Origin of the sequence: Pseudomonas sp. TNT2022 ID1044 (genome assembly GCF_028656895.1) — a bacterium.
In the GTDB taxonomy this organism is placed as follows: Bacteria; Pseudomonadota; Gammaproteobacteria; order Pseudomonadales; family Pseudomonadaceae; genus Aquipseudomonas; species Aquipseudomonas reinekei.
Genome location: NZ_JAMDHB010000019.1, coordinates 1 through 15,670, shown reverse-complemented (window position 1 = coordinate 15,670; position 15,670 = coordinate 1). Strand labels below are relative to the sequence as shown.

The 15,670-nt window shown below is 52.0% G+C and carries 14 protein-coding genes; 8 read left to right on the top strand and 6 right to left on the bottom strand.

The genetic code is table 11. The annotated features are described in order from the left end of the window. Positions 1-216: 216 nt before the first annotated feature. Both M5G20_RS21345 and M5G20_RS21340 read left to right on the top strand, forming a co-directional pair. The gene (locus M5G20_RS21345) at positions 217-651 is read left to right on the top strand and encodes a hypothetical protein (RefSeq protein WP_273920727.1); all 435 of its coding nucleotides are present in this window, start codon (positions 217-219) and stop codon (positions 649-651) included. Between the two features lie 179 nt (positions 652-830). Continuing rightward, the gene (locus M5G20_RS21340) at positions 831-1,634 is read left to right on the top strand and encodes a hypothetical protein (protein WP_273920726.1); all 804 of its coding nucleotides are present in this window, start codon (positions 831-833) and stop codon (positions 1,632-1,634) included. A 287-nt stretch (positions 1,635-1,921) separates the two neighbouring features. Here M5G20_RS21340 and M5G20_RS21335 read toward each other — a convergent pair whose 3' ends face one another. Continuing rightward, positions 1,922-2,290 carry a histone-like nucleoid-structuring protein, MvaT/MvaU family gene (locus M5G20_RS21335; RefSeq protein ID WP_273920725.1) on the bottom strand — a complete coding sequence of 123 codons (369 nt, stop codon included), beginning with the start codon at positions 2,288-2,290 and terminating at the stop codon, positions 1,922-1,924. Between the two features lie 101 nt (positions 2,291-2,391). Here M5G20_RS21335 and M5G20_RS21330 point away from each other — a divergent pair, with 101 nt between their 5' ends. Continuing rightward, the gene (locus tag M5G20_RS21330) at positions 2,392-4,425 is read left to right on the top strand and encodes a hypothetical protein (RefSeq protein WP_273920724.1); all 2,034 of its coding nucleotides are present in this window, start codon (positions 2,392-2,394) and stop codon (positions 4,423-4,425) included. 164 nt (positions 4,426-4,589) lie between these two features. On the opposite strand, the gene M5G20_RS21325 is transcribed toward M5G20_RS21330, so the two are convergent. Continuing rightward, positions 4,590-5,300: a hypothetical protein gene (locus tag M5G20_RS21325; RefSeq protein ID WP_273920723.1), complete on the bottom strand. Its 711-nt coding sequence runs from the start codon at positions 5,298-5,300 to the stop codon at positions 4,590-4,592. A gap of 13 nt (positions 5,301-5,313) precedes the next feature. Beyond that, positions 5,314-5,517 (bottom strand): hypothetical protein, encoded by a 204-nt coding sequence (locus M5G20_RS21320; protein ID WP_273920722.1) that lies wholly within the window; start codon positions 5,515-5,517, stop codon positions 5,314-5,316. A 685-nt stretch (positions 5,518-6,202) separates the two neighbouring features. Between M5G20_RS21320 and M5G20_RS21315 the strand changes: the two genes are divergently transcribed. The 3 genes from M5G20_RS21315 (at position 6,203) to M5G20_RS21305 (ending at position 8,936) form a co-directional block, all read left to right on the top strand. Then, positions 6,203-6,949 carry a YkgJ family cysteine cluster protein gene (locus M5G20_RS21315; RefSeq protein ID WP_273920721.1) on the top strand — a complete coding sequence of 249 codons (747 nt, stop codon included), beginning with the start codon at positions 6,203-6,205 and terminating at the stop codon, positions 6,947-6,949. 185 nt (positions 6,950-7,134) lie between these two features. Next, the gene (locus M5G20_RS21310; protein ID WP_273920720.1) at positions 7,135-8,466 is read left to right on the top strand and encodes an OprD family porin; all 1,332 of its coding nucleotides are present in this window, start codon (positions 7,135-7,137) and stop codon (positions 8,464-8,466) included. A 314-nt stretch (positions 8,467-8,780) separates the two neighbouring features. Continuing rightward, positions 8,781-8,936 (top strand): hypothetical protein, encoded by a 156-nt coding sequence (locus tag M5G20_RS21305; protein WP_273920719.1) that lies wholly within the window; start codon positions 8,781-8,783, stop codon positions 8,934-8,936. On the opposite strand, the gene M5G20_RS21300 is transcribed toward M5G20_RS21305, so the two are convergent. From M5G20_RS21300 to M5G20_RS21290, 3 genes are all read right to left on the bottom strand, one after another. Then, complete coding sequence (locus M5G20_RS21300) at positions 8,919-10,667, bottom strand: hypothetical protein (RefSeq protein ID WP_273920718.1); 1,749 nt, start codon at positions 10,665-10,667, stop codon at positions 8,919-8,921. The two genes, M5G20_RS21305 and M5G20_RS21300, sit on opposite strands and share 18 nt — an antisense overlap. Positions 10,668-11,022: 355 nt before the next feature. Continuing rightward, entirely contained in the window at positions 11,023-12,363 is a 1,341-nt protein-coding gene (locus M5G20_RS21295) for an OprD family outer membrane porin (protein ID WP_273920717.1), read from the bottom strand. Positions 12,364-13,194: 831 nt separating this feature from the next. Then, on the bottom strand, positions 13,195-13,971 hold the full coding sequence (locus M5G20_RS21290) for a S1 family peptidase (protein WP_273920716.1): 777 nt from the start codon (positions 13,969-13,971) through the stop codon (positions 13,195-13,197). Between the two features lie 451 nt (positions 13,972-14,422). Here M5G20_RS21290 and M5G20_RS21285 point away from each other — a divergent pair, with 451 nt between their 5' ends. Together M5G20_RS21285 and M5G20_RS21280 are read left to right on the top strand one after the other, a co-directional pair. Next, positions 14,423-14,743: a hypothetical protein gene (locus M5G20_RS21285; RefSeq protein WP_273920715.1), complete on the top strand. Its 321-nt coding sequence runs from the start codon at positions 14,423-14,425 to the stop codon at positions 14,741-14,743. A 19-nt stretch (positions 14,744-14,762) separates the two neighbouring features. After that, entirely contained in the window at positions 14,763-15,662 is a 900-nt protein-coding gene (locus tag M5G20_RS21280) for a PfkB family carbohydrate kinase (RefSeq protein ID WP_273920714.1), read from the top strand. The last annotated feature ends 8 nt before the right edge of the window (positions 15,663-15,670 follow it).

The window sequence follows — 15,670 nt, the reverse complement described above, 5'->3', positions numbered from 1 at the left end:
CAACTACCTTGAAAAATGCCGGAAGCGCTAAACCAGTACGTCCGTGCCGTCACGAAGCTGCCGCGATTTGAAAGGCTGACCGCGGAGTGGAAATCAAGAAAACCCAATCCGCCGTCCGCAGCTGAGCGCTTCTGCGAATTAGCAAAGCAGGTGTTCACTCCCGCTACGTCTGGGAAGGATGCAGCAGATTACGACTCTCGATTCAGATCTTGCTGTGTGATGCTGCTTATTCATTGGCGCAATCGCCATGTGCACACTGACTCCAGTGCGGAGCTGACGCATCAAGAAAAACAGTTGGTTCAGGCCAATGAGGAACGCATACGTGATGCCTATGCGGGACTGAGTGTTGAGAAACTATTTTGTGACTTCGAGCAAAATCGCCCGACCTTGAAAGAGGTTACGACACTCATCGCAATGACGATCCAAGAGGTTCGGGAGATGGACAAGGCGGTATATGTCTGCAACGACGTGGCCGACGTGCACGCGTGGTTGATCCATTACAAACTCACCGAGCGGATCGAAAAGATTCAACGCGAATCCAGTCCTGATAAGCGGCATGCCTCAGTTCTTCGCATGCTGAATACCCACGCTCCCCGCCTGACGCCCTGGTACGAGAAGTTCATTCCGGACACGGGAATCGTTACACCGTAGTGCGTGTGAAGCACCTAACAGTATCTGCGGATTTGCCGTTAAATGAGCATCCTTTAGGGGCGCGTGTGGTCGATCGCCGCTACGCCATGAGCTGGTAAGGCCGCGTGCAAACAGACGGTCAATACCCAGGCAAATGCCCGAGCGATTCCACATCAGATCATCCATAGCTAGGCAAACTTATGCTTTACCTGCACCGTCTACTTTTTTACCCGCTTGTGTTGATTTCGTTCCTTTGGGGAGTCTGCGCTTTAAGGGTCAACCCTTTCGCGCTGTTTTATCATTTTGAGTTTCTTGCACTACTCAAAGCTCTTTACATCATTGGTTTTACGGCAGCGTTCTGGCCATTGGCGTACATCGAGCTGGTCGACTATGTGCATTCGCGCTTAGGCAAAAATGGTCGATATCACCTTGAGTGCTCCAGGTCGTTGCAGAAAGATCTGATTGTCGCAGGGCTTACCGCAGTGGCATTAGCCGGCATCTATTGGCTGGACTCGGTGGGCTACGTCTTCTCGGGAGTCGATATAGCTTTCGTTGGTTTCCCATTTTTGATTAATGCCTTGTACACCCTAGTCCAAGCTACTCAGGTGAGTGTTGCCGGGCAGCCCATACGTAAGCGAGCACCATTGTTCATATTCTGTGTGGTGTTAGGAGGAACTGCGACGGCGTATTGGCTGTTGGTGAAAAATGCTTCCGGTGAGCTGGCTACCGATCAGGCGTTGTACCTGCAACTGACCATTTTGTTCAGTGGTATCTGCTTCTTTTTGAGTAGCAATTTCATGCTGTATTGGTGGAGGAGTGGGCGTGTCGAAAGCTCCCCTTTCAAGCGCTACTTCTTGACCGAGGTGGTTGTCTGGCCGAAGCTGAATTTGTACAGAGACATGGACAAGGTCATCGAGCCTTTCAATCGGCAACTTGAACAGCGTAAATCTCAGCATGCTGCAGCTATTCGTCGGCAGCAGAAGGGCCGTCCACGAAAACGTTGATGCCCCTCCGCGGATAAGCAAGAGGGCCCCAGTTACAACTCGTGTAAGGATTGAATATCAACGTTTGAGGAGCTTCTGGAAGCTTTGGGTAACTGCCCCGCATGGAAAGGCTGAGAATTTGAGGTCAAATATGGGGTGGCTATCTAGGGCTTGCAGGCAACCGGAACTGGTTTTTCGAAAAGCACGAAGTTAACGCAACCCTCATGCTGTGCTGAGCGAAAGGAAGTAAGGCTCTTCGTTGGTTTGGGCGAAGATGTGATCATCTTCGCGCCCTTCGAGGAAGTCTCTTAAGATAGCCAGGACTCTACGGTTTCCGAGCCATACTTTGCCTTCCACTCTTTGAGTGTCCTATGGTTGCCGCCCTTGGTTTCAACCACTTCGCCAGTGTGCGGGTTCTTGTACTGCTTCACCGAGCGAGGCTTACGTACGGCTAGTACAGGTGTGGAGACACCCTTGCCGTGTTTAAGGCTCGCCTGCGGATCGAGAATAGAGATGATGTCCTTCAGGCTCTTGCCATATTGACCCAGCAGCTCACGCAATTTGCGTTCAAACTCGATCTCTTTCTCAAGGTCCTTATCGCTCTTCATGGCTTCAAGGGCGGCGAGCTGTTCGGCGAGGTGGCGCTCGAGTTGGCGAAATTCTGCAAGCTTGGACATTGGAGCTTCTCCGGCGTAGTCGTTCATAGGTATCGATTGCGAGATTATACGGTCACCAACACACAAATTCTGATGAATGCTGACATCGACTGGAGAGACTGATGGATTCTGCTGAAGTGCGCACCAAGATCAAGGTGGAGAACACCCTCTCGACAAGGCAAGTCATGCAGGGGCGTTTCAGCGATTTTGATGTCCAGGGCACCTCGCTTGAAGCTGATGGTGACCGATTGCTGCTTGCCCGCGATTATGAAGGAGCGCTGGACGTCTACCGAAGTATCGAGGCGCCAGATCGGCCATTGCGCGAGAAAATGTCTTATGCGCTTTGGGCGCTTGGAAACGAGGGAGCCTGGGCGATCCTTGGCGATGGTCTGGACTCAACCACTGAAGACGGCCTTGCCATGGAGCTTCGTGCATTTGCCATGACTATGTTCCAGTCAGGTGCCAGCGATAAACCGATTGGTGACCTCGTGGAGTGTGTGCTGGCGCGCAAGGACCAGCTTCCGTCTGCCATCCTACTGCTGTCATCGGCGATTTACGTTTCCGTATCGATGCGTTTGAATCGCGCCGAAGGACTACCTCTCTACCCCGATAGCTGCGTCAAGGCCGTCACCGCGCTCCGGGAAATGTCTAAAGCGCACGCTGACTGCATGGAAGCGTTCGCGATGGCTCGCCAGGTGTACCTCAATGGGGCCGACTCTCGGCCGCTCCACGATCTGGTAGAGCAGATCGATTTGAAGGAGTGTCCAGTACTCGGTTTTGTGTTCAATGCAGCGGTACAGGCCGAGAATATGGGCGTGGCCCGGGAGGTGATTGCCGAGCTGTGCACTCGCTTTGCTGGGCATCCAAATCTCACAGCTACCGTCGCCATGGCTGCAATTCAAGCGCGTGATCTGGAGCTTCTTGAGGAGCTACCGGCGGAGCTTCGTGAAATTGCCATGTCATTGCCTGGGCTTCGAGTGCTGCAGGCGATGGCTAATGCAGACACCGATGAGTTGGTAGCCGCGGTATTGCAGTTGAAGAATGGAGACGGTCCATTCCTCAACGAGGACATGGCCATACATGAACGTCTCCTACGAATCACATGGCGGCGCTGGGATACCGGTACGTGGACAACACCCTATTCGCTACTAGCTGAATGGGCTGCTCAGATTGTTCCGTTGCTGCCGGCGGGTGAACTTCGTGACGAAATCCTCGCGGACGCTGCCGGTATGGGTGGCTACGATCTGGAGCCTCTGACCCCATACTACTGTGACCTCTTCAATCGTCAGCCGACATCGGAAAACTTCTCTCTGATGTACGAAGAGCTTCCTCTTGATCAGCTTGAGGATCAGGCACTGACGCAATACATCTTCGATGAAGCCACAAGCGAAGATCCCTACTGCTCTCTCCTCGATCCTGAGTTTGCGCCAGACCTCGAGCCGTTCTTCAAGCGAGGGATTGCTGACGCACTGATTGCCAGAGCTACCGCCCTCACCGGCAAGGCCAAAGATGAATACATTCGGGTGCTCTCCCTGTGGGGGCTTATTCGTCGGCCGGAGAGTGTGGTCGTTTTCGATTTTGAACGGCGCCTGCAGGGGAGTGATTTGCCCGAAGGGGTGCTCGGGCACCTGGAGTCAATCAGAGCATTGCTTGGCGGTGCCGGCGGCTCACAGTTGGTGTATTTGCAATCACAACTCGACAGGTTGTCCGCCGAGGTTGCTCGGGCGACCCCAGTTGCGGCTGCGGAGGAAACAGTTGCCGTCGCCATTAATGAGATCTTGAGCTTGAAGTCGCACCACCTCAATGAGGTTGGGCTGAAGCGGGTCGCTACGCTGACGAAACGGTATGGTGCACCCAACCTGCTTTCTGAGTTGCGCGCACTAGCCAAGGTTTCAAACACAACCTTGGGTACCGACGTCGTAGATGCTTTGGCAAATCACATGGTTCGCCAGCAAGGAACACTGGCCACCCGCCGCAGTTACCTCGCTGGGATTCTCCGCAAGCGATTGGTGAATCTGAAAAGCGCCTGGCTCGACCAGCAGGTGTCCAAGTGTTTGAACCGGGGTGTCGACATTGAACAGATGATCGAGCTGGCCAAAGGCGTCGACACATGGGACGACTGGTCGGCAGGGCTTGAAACACTTCGGCCTTACTAATTTGAGTGTGCAGGAAGGACCAAGCGTGATGCCGGCACTAGTAAGCGTGTCGAAGAGGTCAAGGCACTGTCGGCAACCCGTGGTGTTACTTCTGTCGGTCGCACCCAGCTACCTTCGTAGCGAAGCAGCTAAACGAAAGGCCCTTAAAGGGCCTTTTGTATGTGTCACTTGGTCGGTGCGGGAGCTGGTTGACTGGAAGTGACATTGGATGATGCCGCAACCGGTACCGATACCGTGAGATCTGTCGCCGAAGCTTGTGGCTTGTGGTAGCCAAGGGCGCTATAGGCAAGCGCTAGAGCTCCAACGAATAGCGTTGCAATAGTTGCCCTGTACATCCAGACGTCACGATTCGTGCGCTGGAGCCGCTTCAACAAGTCATCACGATAAGTTTCGAGCTCATCATTCGCTTCGCGCAGCTTTTCGAGGTGATTGGAGCACTCTTCGTAGTACTCCGATCGATCCTTCGTGTTGCCCCTGGGAGACAGGATCAAATCGCCGGCGGCTTTGATCTGCTTCTTGATTTCAGGATATCGGCTGACCGTCTCAGAGATGATCAGGTTTCTGAAGTCATGCTGAAAAATCTTAATCAGCTCGAGCTGGTGCGTTACCCCGGCTTCCACTGCGTCATAAATCGCGCGCTTGCAGTGATTTTCGGCTTTGCCCAGCTGCTCCCCGACATCGCCTGTACCCGCAAGATACTGGGCCATGTGGTAGCCGGCGTATCGCAGTTCGTTGATCGCCGGAATCGAGAGTTCTTGGTTGAGATTCTCAACCAGCTTGATTTTCTTTTCGGCCAGCTGGAACAGGCGCACTAGCTCAGTCGCGCGCGCGCGCAGATCCAGCTCCTGCACGTCAGGAAGGGACAAATTGGTCACGGTGAAAGCTTTCTCAGAACGTATGTTGAGCAAGCTTCTGCTTGCGGGCTTCGAGTTGTTCCGAGGTCAGGAACCGACCACGCTGGAGGTTCACGTTACCGCGAGCGTACGAACGAACGAGATTTTGAGCCACTACCGCTGCAGCTTCCTTCGAAGACTTGGCCGGGATTGTGACGAGAGAAGGGAACAAAGCCCTAAAAAGCTTTTTGAACCACATCCTATGATCCTTCATTAACGACTCGCTTGGATGCTCCTGGCCAGGAGCGGCGCAGTCAGCGGGTTCTCGAAGTAGCCAAGGCTAGCTGGCTTGATGGCTTTTCGCCATCTTCAGTTTGTAAAAAGCGCCCGAATTATAGAGACGACCTCAGTGAATAGCCACTTTCTTTTTTCTGCTGGTTCGTCGTTGTCGGGTTTTGCACGTTTTCGCGTTGCAGCCAATACGATGTCTATATGGTTTGCAGTACAACGTCAATATAGGGGCGTTGCATTGTGTGTCTTTCTAAAAAGACACAGGGCGTAGAGCGTCAAGAACTCTGCCAGGTTCAATTTATCTGGCACGGGCTGCAAATCGGCAGTCTCAGCTTCCTGCGCTTCAGGACAAGCTGCCGCCACTTTTACATGCTTGAGTGCGGGGTACCAGAGGGCGCTCCCGTTATCCTGAAAATAATTTAAGGCTGCTGTAACCAGGCCTGGAAGCACAGCGAACTACCTCTCAAATCGAAAGCGCGAAGCACTGCAGTCCTGATGCGAAAGCGTGTGTTTTCTCCTTCTGCCTGAATGAGCGTCTGACTCCTAGGCACTGGTAATTGGTGCGTCGTCGGTCATTACCTATTTGGCACGAATAATCACGATATGCAGTGCTCGTCTTTCTGTGTGTGAGGCGTTACTTCCAGGTAAATAACATGCAAACCAATGTCACCCATTTTTCTTGTGTAGGGTGCGGCGTCTGCTGCAAAGGTAGGCTGATTCCGTTGACCTTAGCCGAGACAAAAAAATGGTTAGACCGTGGTCACGAAGTGTCGGTGATTCTAGAAGCGTTCGATGAGTCGAACTGGCCTCGTCCACCACAGGAATTCGCTCATGCGGTAAGTCGATCTGTAACCGTACGTAGCGGTGATGCTCGTATACAGGTCATCGCCGTGTTTGCCGGCAGAGCCCTGGAGCAATGTCCTAATCTCAGGGCCGATAATCTCTGTGGCATCTACGAAGATCGCCCGCTGGTTTGCCGCATTTATCCAATGGAGGTTAATCCCTTCATTCCGCTTGATACAAGCAACAAGGCTTGCCCACCGCAAGCCTGGGAAAGTGACCAAATCCTCTGCTCCGACGGGCATACCGATTCTGCCCTAGAGGCGATCATCAATCAGTCTCGATATTCGGACAGGGTCGATGCATCAAGGAAGATCGCTATCTGTATAGAGCTTGGGCTGAACGTGGCGGCTTGGAAGAGTAATGCGCTGGCCGTCTATTTCCCCACGCGTTCTGAATTGCTTGATGCCATAGGTAGCGCCAAAGAAGGTCCCGACGACTATCCGGGTTGGGAATGGCAGGTGCGGGTTGAAGATCCGTCGTTGCGCGACAGGTTGACTGTTTCGGCCGTAGCGCTTTCTAGCAACGAGTCGACCGATTACATCTTTCACCGACTGTGAGTTCAAGGCTTGTTATTCCAGCCCGTGATGATGCTCGTGCGGGCTGGGATTGTTCCGTTACTCGTTGTTGACAGCCGTCTCGTAGCAAACAAGTAGCTTCCAAGACAGTGTTGTGAGGACTCGATCACGGGGGCATAAGAAATGCCAACTTGACTGTCCCGTCAATAATAATAAGGAGTAAAGCAATGCGCCTGAGCAACAGACAATTACTCGCTCTGACGATTGCCACGGCATCGGGGAATGTGGCATTAGCAGGTCAGTCTGAAAGCCAGGGTTTCATCGAAGACAGTCATCTGAATTTCCTGACTCGCAACCTTTACTATAATCACGACTACCACAGTGGCCACAACAATGCGGATAGCACGGCTGACCGCGACCGCCGCGAATGGGGACAGGCGTTCCGCTTCGATTACACTTCAGGATTTACACAAGGCACTGTTGGTTTCGGCTTGGATGCAAGTGTCTACACGGTCATGAAACTAGACGGTGGCGCAGGACATTCAGGACAAGCCAATGTGCTTGTCACTGATGGAAACAGCACTGCTGGAGAAGCCTCCTCGGGTGGGGCCAACGTCAAGTTGCGGATCTCCGAGACGGAGTTGAAGTATGGTAATAATCTTCGGCCATATAACGCCGTGTTTGCTCCAGCCGATGCCCGATTGACACCTGGTACTGCACAGGGCTTCTGGCTGACCAGCAAGGACGTTGAGGGGCTTTCGGCCGAAGCGGCGCACCTCACGGCAGCAAAAGACTTCAACAGCACGAATACATCGGACGACTTTTACGCGGCATATGCAGGGGTTGCTTCGAGCACGGTTGATTTTGTGGGGGCGACCTACTCGGCCACCGATCGTCTCATTCTCGGTCTCTATGGGGCGGAGTACAAAGATATCTGGCGGCAGTATTACGGTAACTTGAATTATACCTACCCAATCAGCGACACCCAGAGCCTGAACTTTGATGCAAACCTCTACCGTACGCTGGATGAGGGGCGTGCACTGGCAGGAGATATCAGTACTACAGCCTACTCCTTGGCGGCTGCCTATACCGTGGGAGCCCATACCTTTAAGCTCACCTATCAGAAGATTCGTGGTGATCAGCCCTTTGATTACCTGGGGTTGGGGCCGCATACGTTCCACGACTCGATTTATTTGGCGAACTCTTCCCAGCTAGCGGACTTCAATGGCCCCAATGAGAAATCCAGGGGCTTGTTCTACAGCCTGGATATGGCATCGTACGGCGTGAAAGGGCTGACATTTGGTGCTCGCTACATCCTAGGGCGGGATGTGGATGGGAGTAAGTTGGCGGCTGATAGCCCGTACAACTTCTACGGTTCTGAAAGCAGTGAAGAGCACTGGGAGCGCGATATTGATGTGAAATATGTCGTGCAGGAAGGTACTGCAAAAGGTTTATCGCTTCGCTTACGCCAGGCGACTCACCGTATTGGTAATGGTGCATCGGACGCGCCTGCTGACCAGATTCGTCTGATTACTGAATATCCGTGGAGCATTTTCTGATTAGCATAGATCAGAAATAAATAGTTTGTTGCGTGCCGTTATAGCCCCTGCAAAGGGGCTTTTTTAATAATAACATTTCTGCTCTCAAGACCTGGCGGGCGTGTTCATGAGGTTCGTATCATGTATGAGCAAGTTCTAGTTTTCTGGGTTGTTTGATGACCGGTCTGATAGGGTTCGGAATTAAATCAGAAGGCAATTAGTACATCTGGTACACAAGCTCGTAGGAATCAAGTGAGTGAAAATAAATGTAACTAAACACGCCTCCGAAGAGACGCAAATCAAAGGTTGATGCGTGGACGGCGGGAGCCAGCCTGATGCAGAACTGGTTCGGCTACAGTCATACAGCGATGGAGGAGGCGCTGTACGAGGCCACGATCCAGCGCCAGTTCGCTGAGCAAGAGTTGGCGGCTGATTCAGACCATCCTAAGGCTTGCCTCATGCTGCTGAGGCTTTCAAACGTGAACATCTAATTGTTTGAAGGCACTGCGAATAGTTGTTTCGGCCAAGAATTTATCGTCATTACTGATATGTCGGAATATGTGATGCGGTAGGTTCCGAAGGCCGAGCAACTGGCTAAATTTCCCTCGACGATAGCGAATCTTATCGCAGATGTAGTTAATTTCTCGCAAGGCCTGCAACGGGCTGTCAGTTTCAACTAATAGTCCTGAAATTTGTTCTTCTTTAATGGCGGAATCGCGATGAACCTTTTTTCGCTGAATTTCAAATAAATAGAATGTGCGATCGTTGGCTGTGAGCCGTGCGATCAGAACGCCTCGTGTCAGTGTTGCGTTGCTTGGGAACGCCAGCCATCGACGCACTTTCAGCGAGGGGGTTTCGTCTTTTTCAATTGTCAGCGGATGGAGCTTGAAGTTTTCATCGCTTACAAAACCGTCTTTTTTATTATACCAGGCTAGGTTCGAAATTTTTTGCGGTACGCTGGCTAAGCGACATAGTTCCTTCCAGGTGTCATTGATGATCCCGCCATCGCCGACAAAGCGATGTGCGCTGAATACTACTTTGCCAATACCACTTTCAATCCCGTCTGCATCTCCCGTCGAATATTTATCCTTCAGCTTTTCGAGCTTTGGAACGGTCTTTCTTTCCGAAAACAGAAGTTCTTCAGTTGATTTTATGAAGGGGCAGCGGTCCCCTATTATGCGAAAACCGAGGTCTTGTATCGTTTTGCGGGTGGCCTCGCTATCTGGCTCATCAAGATCCGTGATGTCGAAAGGGTCTTGCTCCAACGGCAGCTCGAGTGGCGGTTTGACAGGGGTTACGACTTTAGCTCCCTGGTCGGGATCTTCGGTGCTATACCTCGCTCGGTGTATCTCGTATGGATTATCTTGCGGCTGGCTCATGCCCATCACTTCAAGGCATAAAAAGGTGGCGCCGTTGTTAATCCAAAGCCCCCGACAAGCAAGGCGAGCAGGGCCCTGAAACCATGGCTCAACTTTGAGGCTGACGTGGTTTTGTCCTTTACCCAATGCACTGTCGAATTGGCTGTAGATAATTTTCGCGGCTCTTTCTGCATAGGGGTCGTACAGCATGGATGCCAAAATCAATCCGTCTGCGTCCGGAACATGCTCTCGTGGAGACACTTTCCATTTGTCAGGGCTTTTCTCAACGGTTTTGTAGAGCTTTTCCTGTACCGTTTTCCAGTCGTACGTTGAGAGGATTCTGGCCATCTCTGATGTGCTGCCGTAACACCTGGCCAGAAACTCAACACAAGGTACGAGAAGGTTTTTTCCGTTGGCGAGCGGGAAGTCCAACAGGTGGGCATCTGTCTTGTCGTACCGAAATGCGTAGTCATTGCTCGAAATTGGCAGCCCGAGGTTATTTTCTAAGCTTTGGCTGAAGGAGGTTAGGGACCAAGCCTCTGCGGTGAAATCAACAGAGAATTCATGTTCCGGACCAAAGTCAGTTTCAGCAACGCATCGCCCGTTTCGCCAAATCGTCCCAATTCGGAAGCTTGAGAGTCTACTGATTCCGATGGAGGCGGTTGTGTAGCCCGCTGGAACGTCATATCTATCCAGGAACCGGAAGATAACGTCGACGTAGGGGATCGTTTCGGCGTCGATGTTTTTTCTCTGGCGTTCGTACCACCAGACAACGACATCACCCTTTAATCGTTCGACAGCTTCATCATCATCGATGGAGAGTAATGTGCTGCGAGGCGGCAGACGAAGTATTGGTTTCAGCAAACAAGCCCCCTCCGTTCGTGACGCTTAAACTTCAATACGCTCATGTGTGTTCCGTGGATGCTGATCCTAAAGATGGGAATTCGTATCCAAGCAGGCCAGGTAGCGATAAACGCCTTATCGGCTGCATGCCTGATCTCTGAATTCATCGCTTGATTAGCTTTTTTGGGGGATGGGTATGCGGTCGAAAGAGGGCGTCCAATCAGGATGTGGGCATCGATTATCGGCTGATCATGCAATGCATTTGTCTGACGCACTCGGGGCCTTGTTTGCAGGTTTATTTGGAAGAGGTATCTACCCGAAGCCGTTGACCCCGGGTAGATGCTTTTCGGATTGATGCGAATGCTGCGTTCCGGTGTTACAGGAAGGAATAGCTGTAGTTGAAAATTAGGCGGGTTTGATCCTGGTCGGCGATGGCTGAATTATCGCCACGGTAGGTGCCGTGACGAAGAGTGGTGCCGAATCCTTTCAATGGTCCGTTTGGAATCACGTAGTCCACGCGGGCATCACGTTCCCATTCCGAATGATCGCTCCCACCCTTGATATCTTTGATACCGTTGCCATTCATGTAGGACACGGAGGCCTTTAGTCCAGGTATTCCGAGTTTTGCGAATGAATAGGCATACTGACCAAAGTTGGTTTTTGCTCCTGCGCGAGCAAAGTTGCCGATCATGGCGTCAGTAAACAGGTAGAACGCGGTGCCTCCGTTGCCTTCAGGGCGCTTTCGATCATCCGTAACGTTCGCCTGGTTAAGCCACACAAATCCACCGTCGTCATTGACTTCTTGGCGGCCAAGCAAGAATGCATGCTCTCCAAGACTGTAGGTGAACATCGCGCTCCAAGTCTTGTTGTTTACTTCGCCAGGATCCTTCGCAAAGCCGTTATTGTTGTTGAATCGATACCCGGCTTCACCGTTCTTTCCATCTGCACGACTGTCAAAATAACGTAGGTCAGTCTTGAAGGATTGATCGTTGCCCAAAGGCAATACATGCACCAGGCCAACGAAGTTTTGCGTGTAGTAATTTTCCAGATTGGCGTAGTAGTACTGAAGGGTTAAGTCTTTGGTCGCTTTCCAGTCACCGCCAGCAAATCGAAAGTCGTTGGAGGCTTTGGTCCCGCCGGCAACGGCAAGACCGGTTGGGTTGCTTGTTGCCCTGCCGGAGGATTGATCGAGTTTGCCGACGTTGATCGTCAAGCTATCGATCTCTTTGGATGTGAGTATTCCCCCACCAAAGTTTTGATAAACCAAGCGTGAGTCAGTCGCTACGAGAATCGGCAGGCTCGGGTTGAATGCATTACCTACCCGTAATTCGGTTTTTGAGAAACGTGTCTTGAGGTTTGCGCCGACTCTTCCCCAAGAGTGTTCGGCTGAACCGTCAGAATCGCTTGGGAAGAACGTGTTGGAGTCAGGGTGATGCCCCTTGCCTCCATCAAGGTGAACAGCTACCAACGATGACACGTCGATGCCGAAACCTACGGTTCCTTGGGTAAAGCCGGAGAGGTAATCGAACTTGAGGGCGGTGGCGACCTCACGCTGATCTGCTCCACCTTCATGGTTGTCGTTGCCGTAGTACATCGTCCTTGAGCTTAAGGTTGCATGGCTGTCTTCGATGAAGCCATGTTGGCTTGCCTCTTCAGCGTAAGCGCCCATCGAGCAGAGAGTCAGGGCGAAAACGTTCGGCAGTATTTTTGTGTGCATAAGCGCTCATTTGTTGTTTTTTTGGTGTTGTTCGGCGCTCAGCCATCGCGGCCGCATTAAGCAAAACTGGAAGTTTGAAGGGCCCTAAGGTTTCTTTTGCACTTCTAGTGCCGCCATAAGCAGCGCATCAACGGCGAAGCGGCTCTTTATTTTTTGATCTGTTCGTCAACGGATTAGCGTGACGCTCCAGCATTGCCACTTTCACGCTATGAACGCTCGATCAGTCCGTGCACGGGCCTGACAGGCGTAATTGACGGGCTCATTCGACGGCCTCGTCGAGTTCACCGCAGGCTGAAATATTTGTCGCAATGGATGGTTTCCCTGCACACGGTATCTGCCGTTTGAATGGGCCCATGGGTTGCCTGGGGCACCCTTGAGGACATCAAGCGGTTATGTCCGCTGCAGAAATTGAATCACCAGTACGCTGTAATTTCGGCCCAACGGAGAATTCGCTTGCGTTACAAGTCCGGTTACGGCGATCACCAATATTTTTTCGTCATTGGTGCAAGGTAGGTGTGGTCGAGGTATCGCTTTTGCTGGCCACAAAATGAATCGAGGTAGAAGCCTTCGTTGATGCCGTTAGTAAGCATGCGCCGGGGGGAAGGGGCTTTGTGCTAATCGGGCGTTGTGTCCTGACTGCTCTGTCCAATAGGTTTTCACGTGTTCTCACCGTGACCGGTAGAGAGCGATCAAGTCCGGTAAAAGGTACCGCTTTCCCAAAAAATTTCAGCGAACGACGCTCTGACGTGTTTAGCAAAGCAGAGCCTATTTACTGAGCGTTTGTCAGAGCCAGGCTCGGTAGCAACTGGAGCAGGGTTGATCGGAATGTACTCACCGATCTTTAAGAATCTCTTCAATGACGCGGGCTTTCCAAACCATTCCTAGGTCTGATTTATCATTTACTCGGCCACTGTATATGCCTAAGAAGTGAGTGATTTCATCACTTGAAATGGCTAAAGCTCCGTTGTTGCGAAAGCTGCCCCCAGCTGGTGTATAAGCTATTACAGGGGAACCAGACTGCCCTGGCCTCGCTCTGCAATCAATTAGGAACATTGGTTTTTTGTCGTAGTCGGCTGCAGGTTCTGACGCGACGGATCCACTTACCCAAACAGCAAATGATTCGCCGCCGGTGATACCAAATGGATACCCGATTACGCTGACAGAATCTGCCGGGCCAATAGTGGGCGTCTCATATTCTGCGCGTGTATTTGTGATGTCATAGGGGAGCAACTCCACATCTTCAAGGTGTGTAAGCTCCAGCGCTACGACGTCTACCTCTCTTCCTAGGACCGGATGTTCAATCCAGAAAGGTTTATCCGGTTGTTCGTCCGAACCTGCATAAAGACATTCAGTTATTACAATCTTATCCCCACGTTGGCCAATTTTATTGTGGTGAATGATGAGTTTGTTCGGGATGGCCGCGGTCGTTTTATCGGTTAGCTTATCGGTACGAGGGTCGCGACCACTGACCACATGCCAGTTGGTGATCAGGTAAGGTCTTCCAGAAGGAGCAATGACTACAAATCCAGTAGCGTCACCCAGCTTCTGATCATTGAAGTACGGCTGGATCAGCAGAGATTGAATTGAAGGTAACGCTGTAGGTTCCATGGTGTTCCTTGATGAGTGGGTGACTCGGAAGGCAGAACAAATGCCCTTGGAGAGTACCTCGGGTTTTTTGGGGTGTCTAAAACTGAATCACCCCTGAGTTCCTTACTTCTCAATGATCGTTTCAGATCGACTTCTGCCTGTCGCCACTGTCAGTTATAGGTAGTCCTCTGTCGACCATCTTCACGAGCCTTGCTCGTCAAGCCCGATTTAAATGCCTGAGCAGGTTAATCAATTCTTCCTGATGCCCTGTTTGATGAGTTAACTGGGGCGGGTGTGAGTGTCTAAGTGCATCGAATTGCTCAAGCTAGCGCAGTTGAGCGAAAACACTCAGAACCATTGAAATGTCTAGTTTCATTTTTTGGATCCATCGCAGGAGGAGGTCCGTATGGCAATGTGATATTCCCGTGTGTTATTGCTGCGTTTCTTCTCGACTTTGCAAAAGGAGCTGTATATGTCAGGCAGAGACGGCGGGCCTCGTGGACCAGTCGACACCATTATTGCGTGCGACCAGCTTTCATTCACCACTCAAATAGCCTCCCCCAAAGATGAGGTAGTAGAGCAGCTGCAAGAGAACTACATCCTGGATATCGTCCCCGGGGATCATCATGGCCAGTCGGTCGTACTCGCGCTATGGGAAGGCCAGGAGGTTGGAGGCATTGGTGATCGCAGGCTTCAGCGCCTACGGCAATGCATGACCGAAGGCACCATGTACGCGGCGCGCGTTGTATCGATTATCAGCGGCCAGGTACGGGTCCACATTTATCCAGTCTGAATGAAGCAAGGAGGCGTTCATGATTACCATCGTCGGCGGAATTTACAGCGAACACTGCGTGCGCCCTGCATGGGACGAGGTTTATGGTTCTGCGGGTAGGGCGGCAACGGCAATCGCTAGGTTTGGTGGTGATGTTGAATTGCATGGTTTTGTCGACACTGACCAGCAATACAACATGGCGAGCCGGGCAGCGCTAGAGCGATTCAAATTCCATCCGCACTCCATTCCTGTTGGCCTGTCTTTCGAGTATTTGCATGGTCTTTCCACTCCAGCGGTTCTCGGTCCTCTGGGAAGCACTGAAGAGCTAAAGGTGAGTGCGGAAAAGGTGCTGCGATTCGGAATGATCGAAGCAACGGCGGTAGTGGATGCCGAGTACGCGGTCTATGACCCGCAAAGTGCGGACGCCCCGCAATCATTCAGTGCCAATGGTTCCAAAGCAGATCATTTGGCTCTGGTGCTGAACCGCAATGAGGCTGGTCTGTTCATTGGTGATCACTCCCTGTCCCCTGAGGATCTCGCACAGACAGTCGCAATTAAGCAGCAGGCGGAGGTTGTCATTATCAAGATGGGCCCTCTGGGAGCCCTGGTGTATGACAAGGGCAGTATCAGCAGAGTCCCGGCATACAGAACGGAGCGTGTCTGGAAAATTGGGTCTGGCGATACCTTTGTGGCTCACTTTGCGTTGGCCTGGATGGAGGAAGGCCTGTCGGCTCACGACGCTGCAGCCCGAGCATCTAAAGCTACAGCTTATTACTGCGATACGCAGGGCCATCCAAGTGCCAAGTTATTGGCCAGTTATGCTGCGACACCACTTGAGCCTTCCGAGCGTTATCGCAAGGGTTTCAGGCCTCAAGTCTACTTGGCGGGGCCGTTTTTCAGCCTTGCTCAACTATGGATGGTCACTGAATGTCGGCGCTGATTGAAAAC

Excerpts from the sequence above, each read along its gene's own strand:
- M5G20_RS21340 (WP_273920726.1), top strand. The coding sequence starts at position 831 with ATGCTTTACCTGCACCGTCTACTTTTTTACCCGCTTGTGTTGATTTCG.
- M5G20_RS21335 (WP_273920725.1), bottom strand. The coding sequence starts at position 2,290 with ATGTCCAAGCTTGCAGAATTTCGCCAACTCGAGCGCCACCTCGCCGAA.
- M5G20_RS21330 (WP_273920724.1), top strand. The coding sequence starts at position 2,392 with ATGGATTCTGCTGAAGTGCGCACCAAGATCAAGGTGGAGAACACCCTC.
- M5G20_RS21320 (WP_273920722.1), bottom strand. The coding sequence starts at position 5,517 with ATGTGGTTCAAAAAGCTTTTTAGGGCTTTGTTCCCTTCTCTCGTCACA.
- M5G20_RS21315 (WP_273920721.1), top strand. The coding sequence starts at position 6,203 with ATGCAAACCAATGTCACCCATTTTTCTTGTGTAGGGTGCGGCGTCTGC.
- M5G20_RS21310 (WP_273920720.1), top strand. The coding sequence starts at position 7,135 with ATGCGCCTGAGCAACAGACAATTACTCGCTCTGACGATTGCCACGGCA.
- M5G20_RS21305 (WP_273920719.1), top strand. The coding sequence starts at position 8,781 with ATGCAGAACTGGTTCGGCTACAGTCATACAGCGATGGAGGAGGCGCTG.
- M5G20_RS21295 (WP_273920717.1), bottom strand. The coding sequence starts at position 12,363 with ATGCACACAAAAATACTGCCGAACGTTTTCGCCCTGACTCTCTGCTCG.
- M5G20_RS21290 (WP_273920716.1), bottom strand. The coding sequence starts at position 13,971 with ATGGAACCTACAGCGTTACCTTCAATTCAATCTCTGCTGATCCAGCCG.
- M5G20_RS21285 (WP_273920715.1), top strand. The coding sequence starts at position 14,423 with ATGTCAGGCAGAGACGGCGGGCCTCGTGGACCAGTCGACACCATTATT.
- M5G20_RS21280 (WP_273920714.1), top strand. The coding sequence starts at position 14,763 with ATGATTACCATCGTCGGCGGAATTTACAGCGAACACTGCGTGCGCCCT.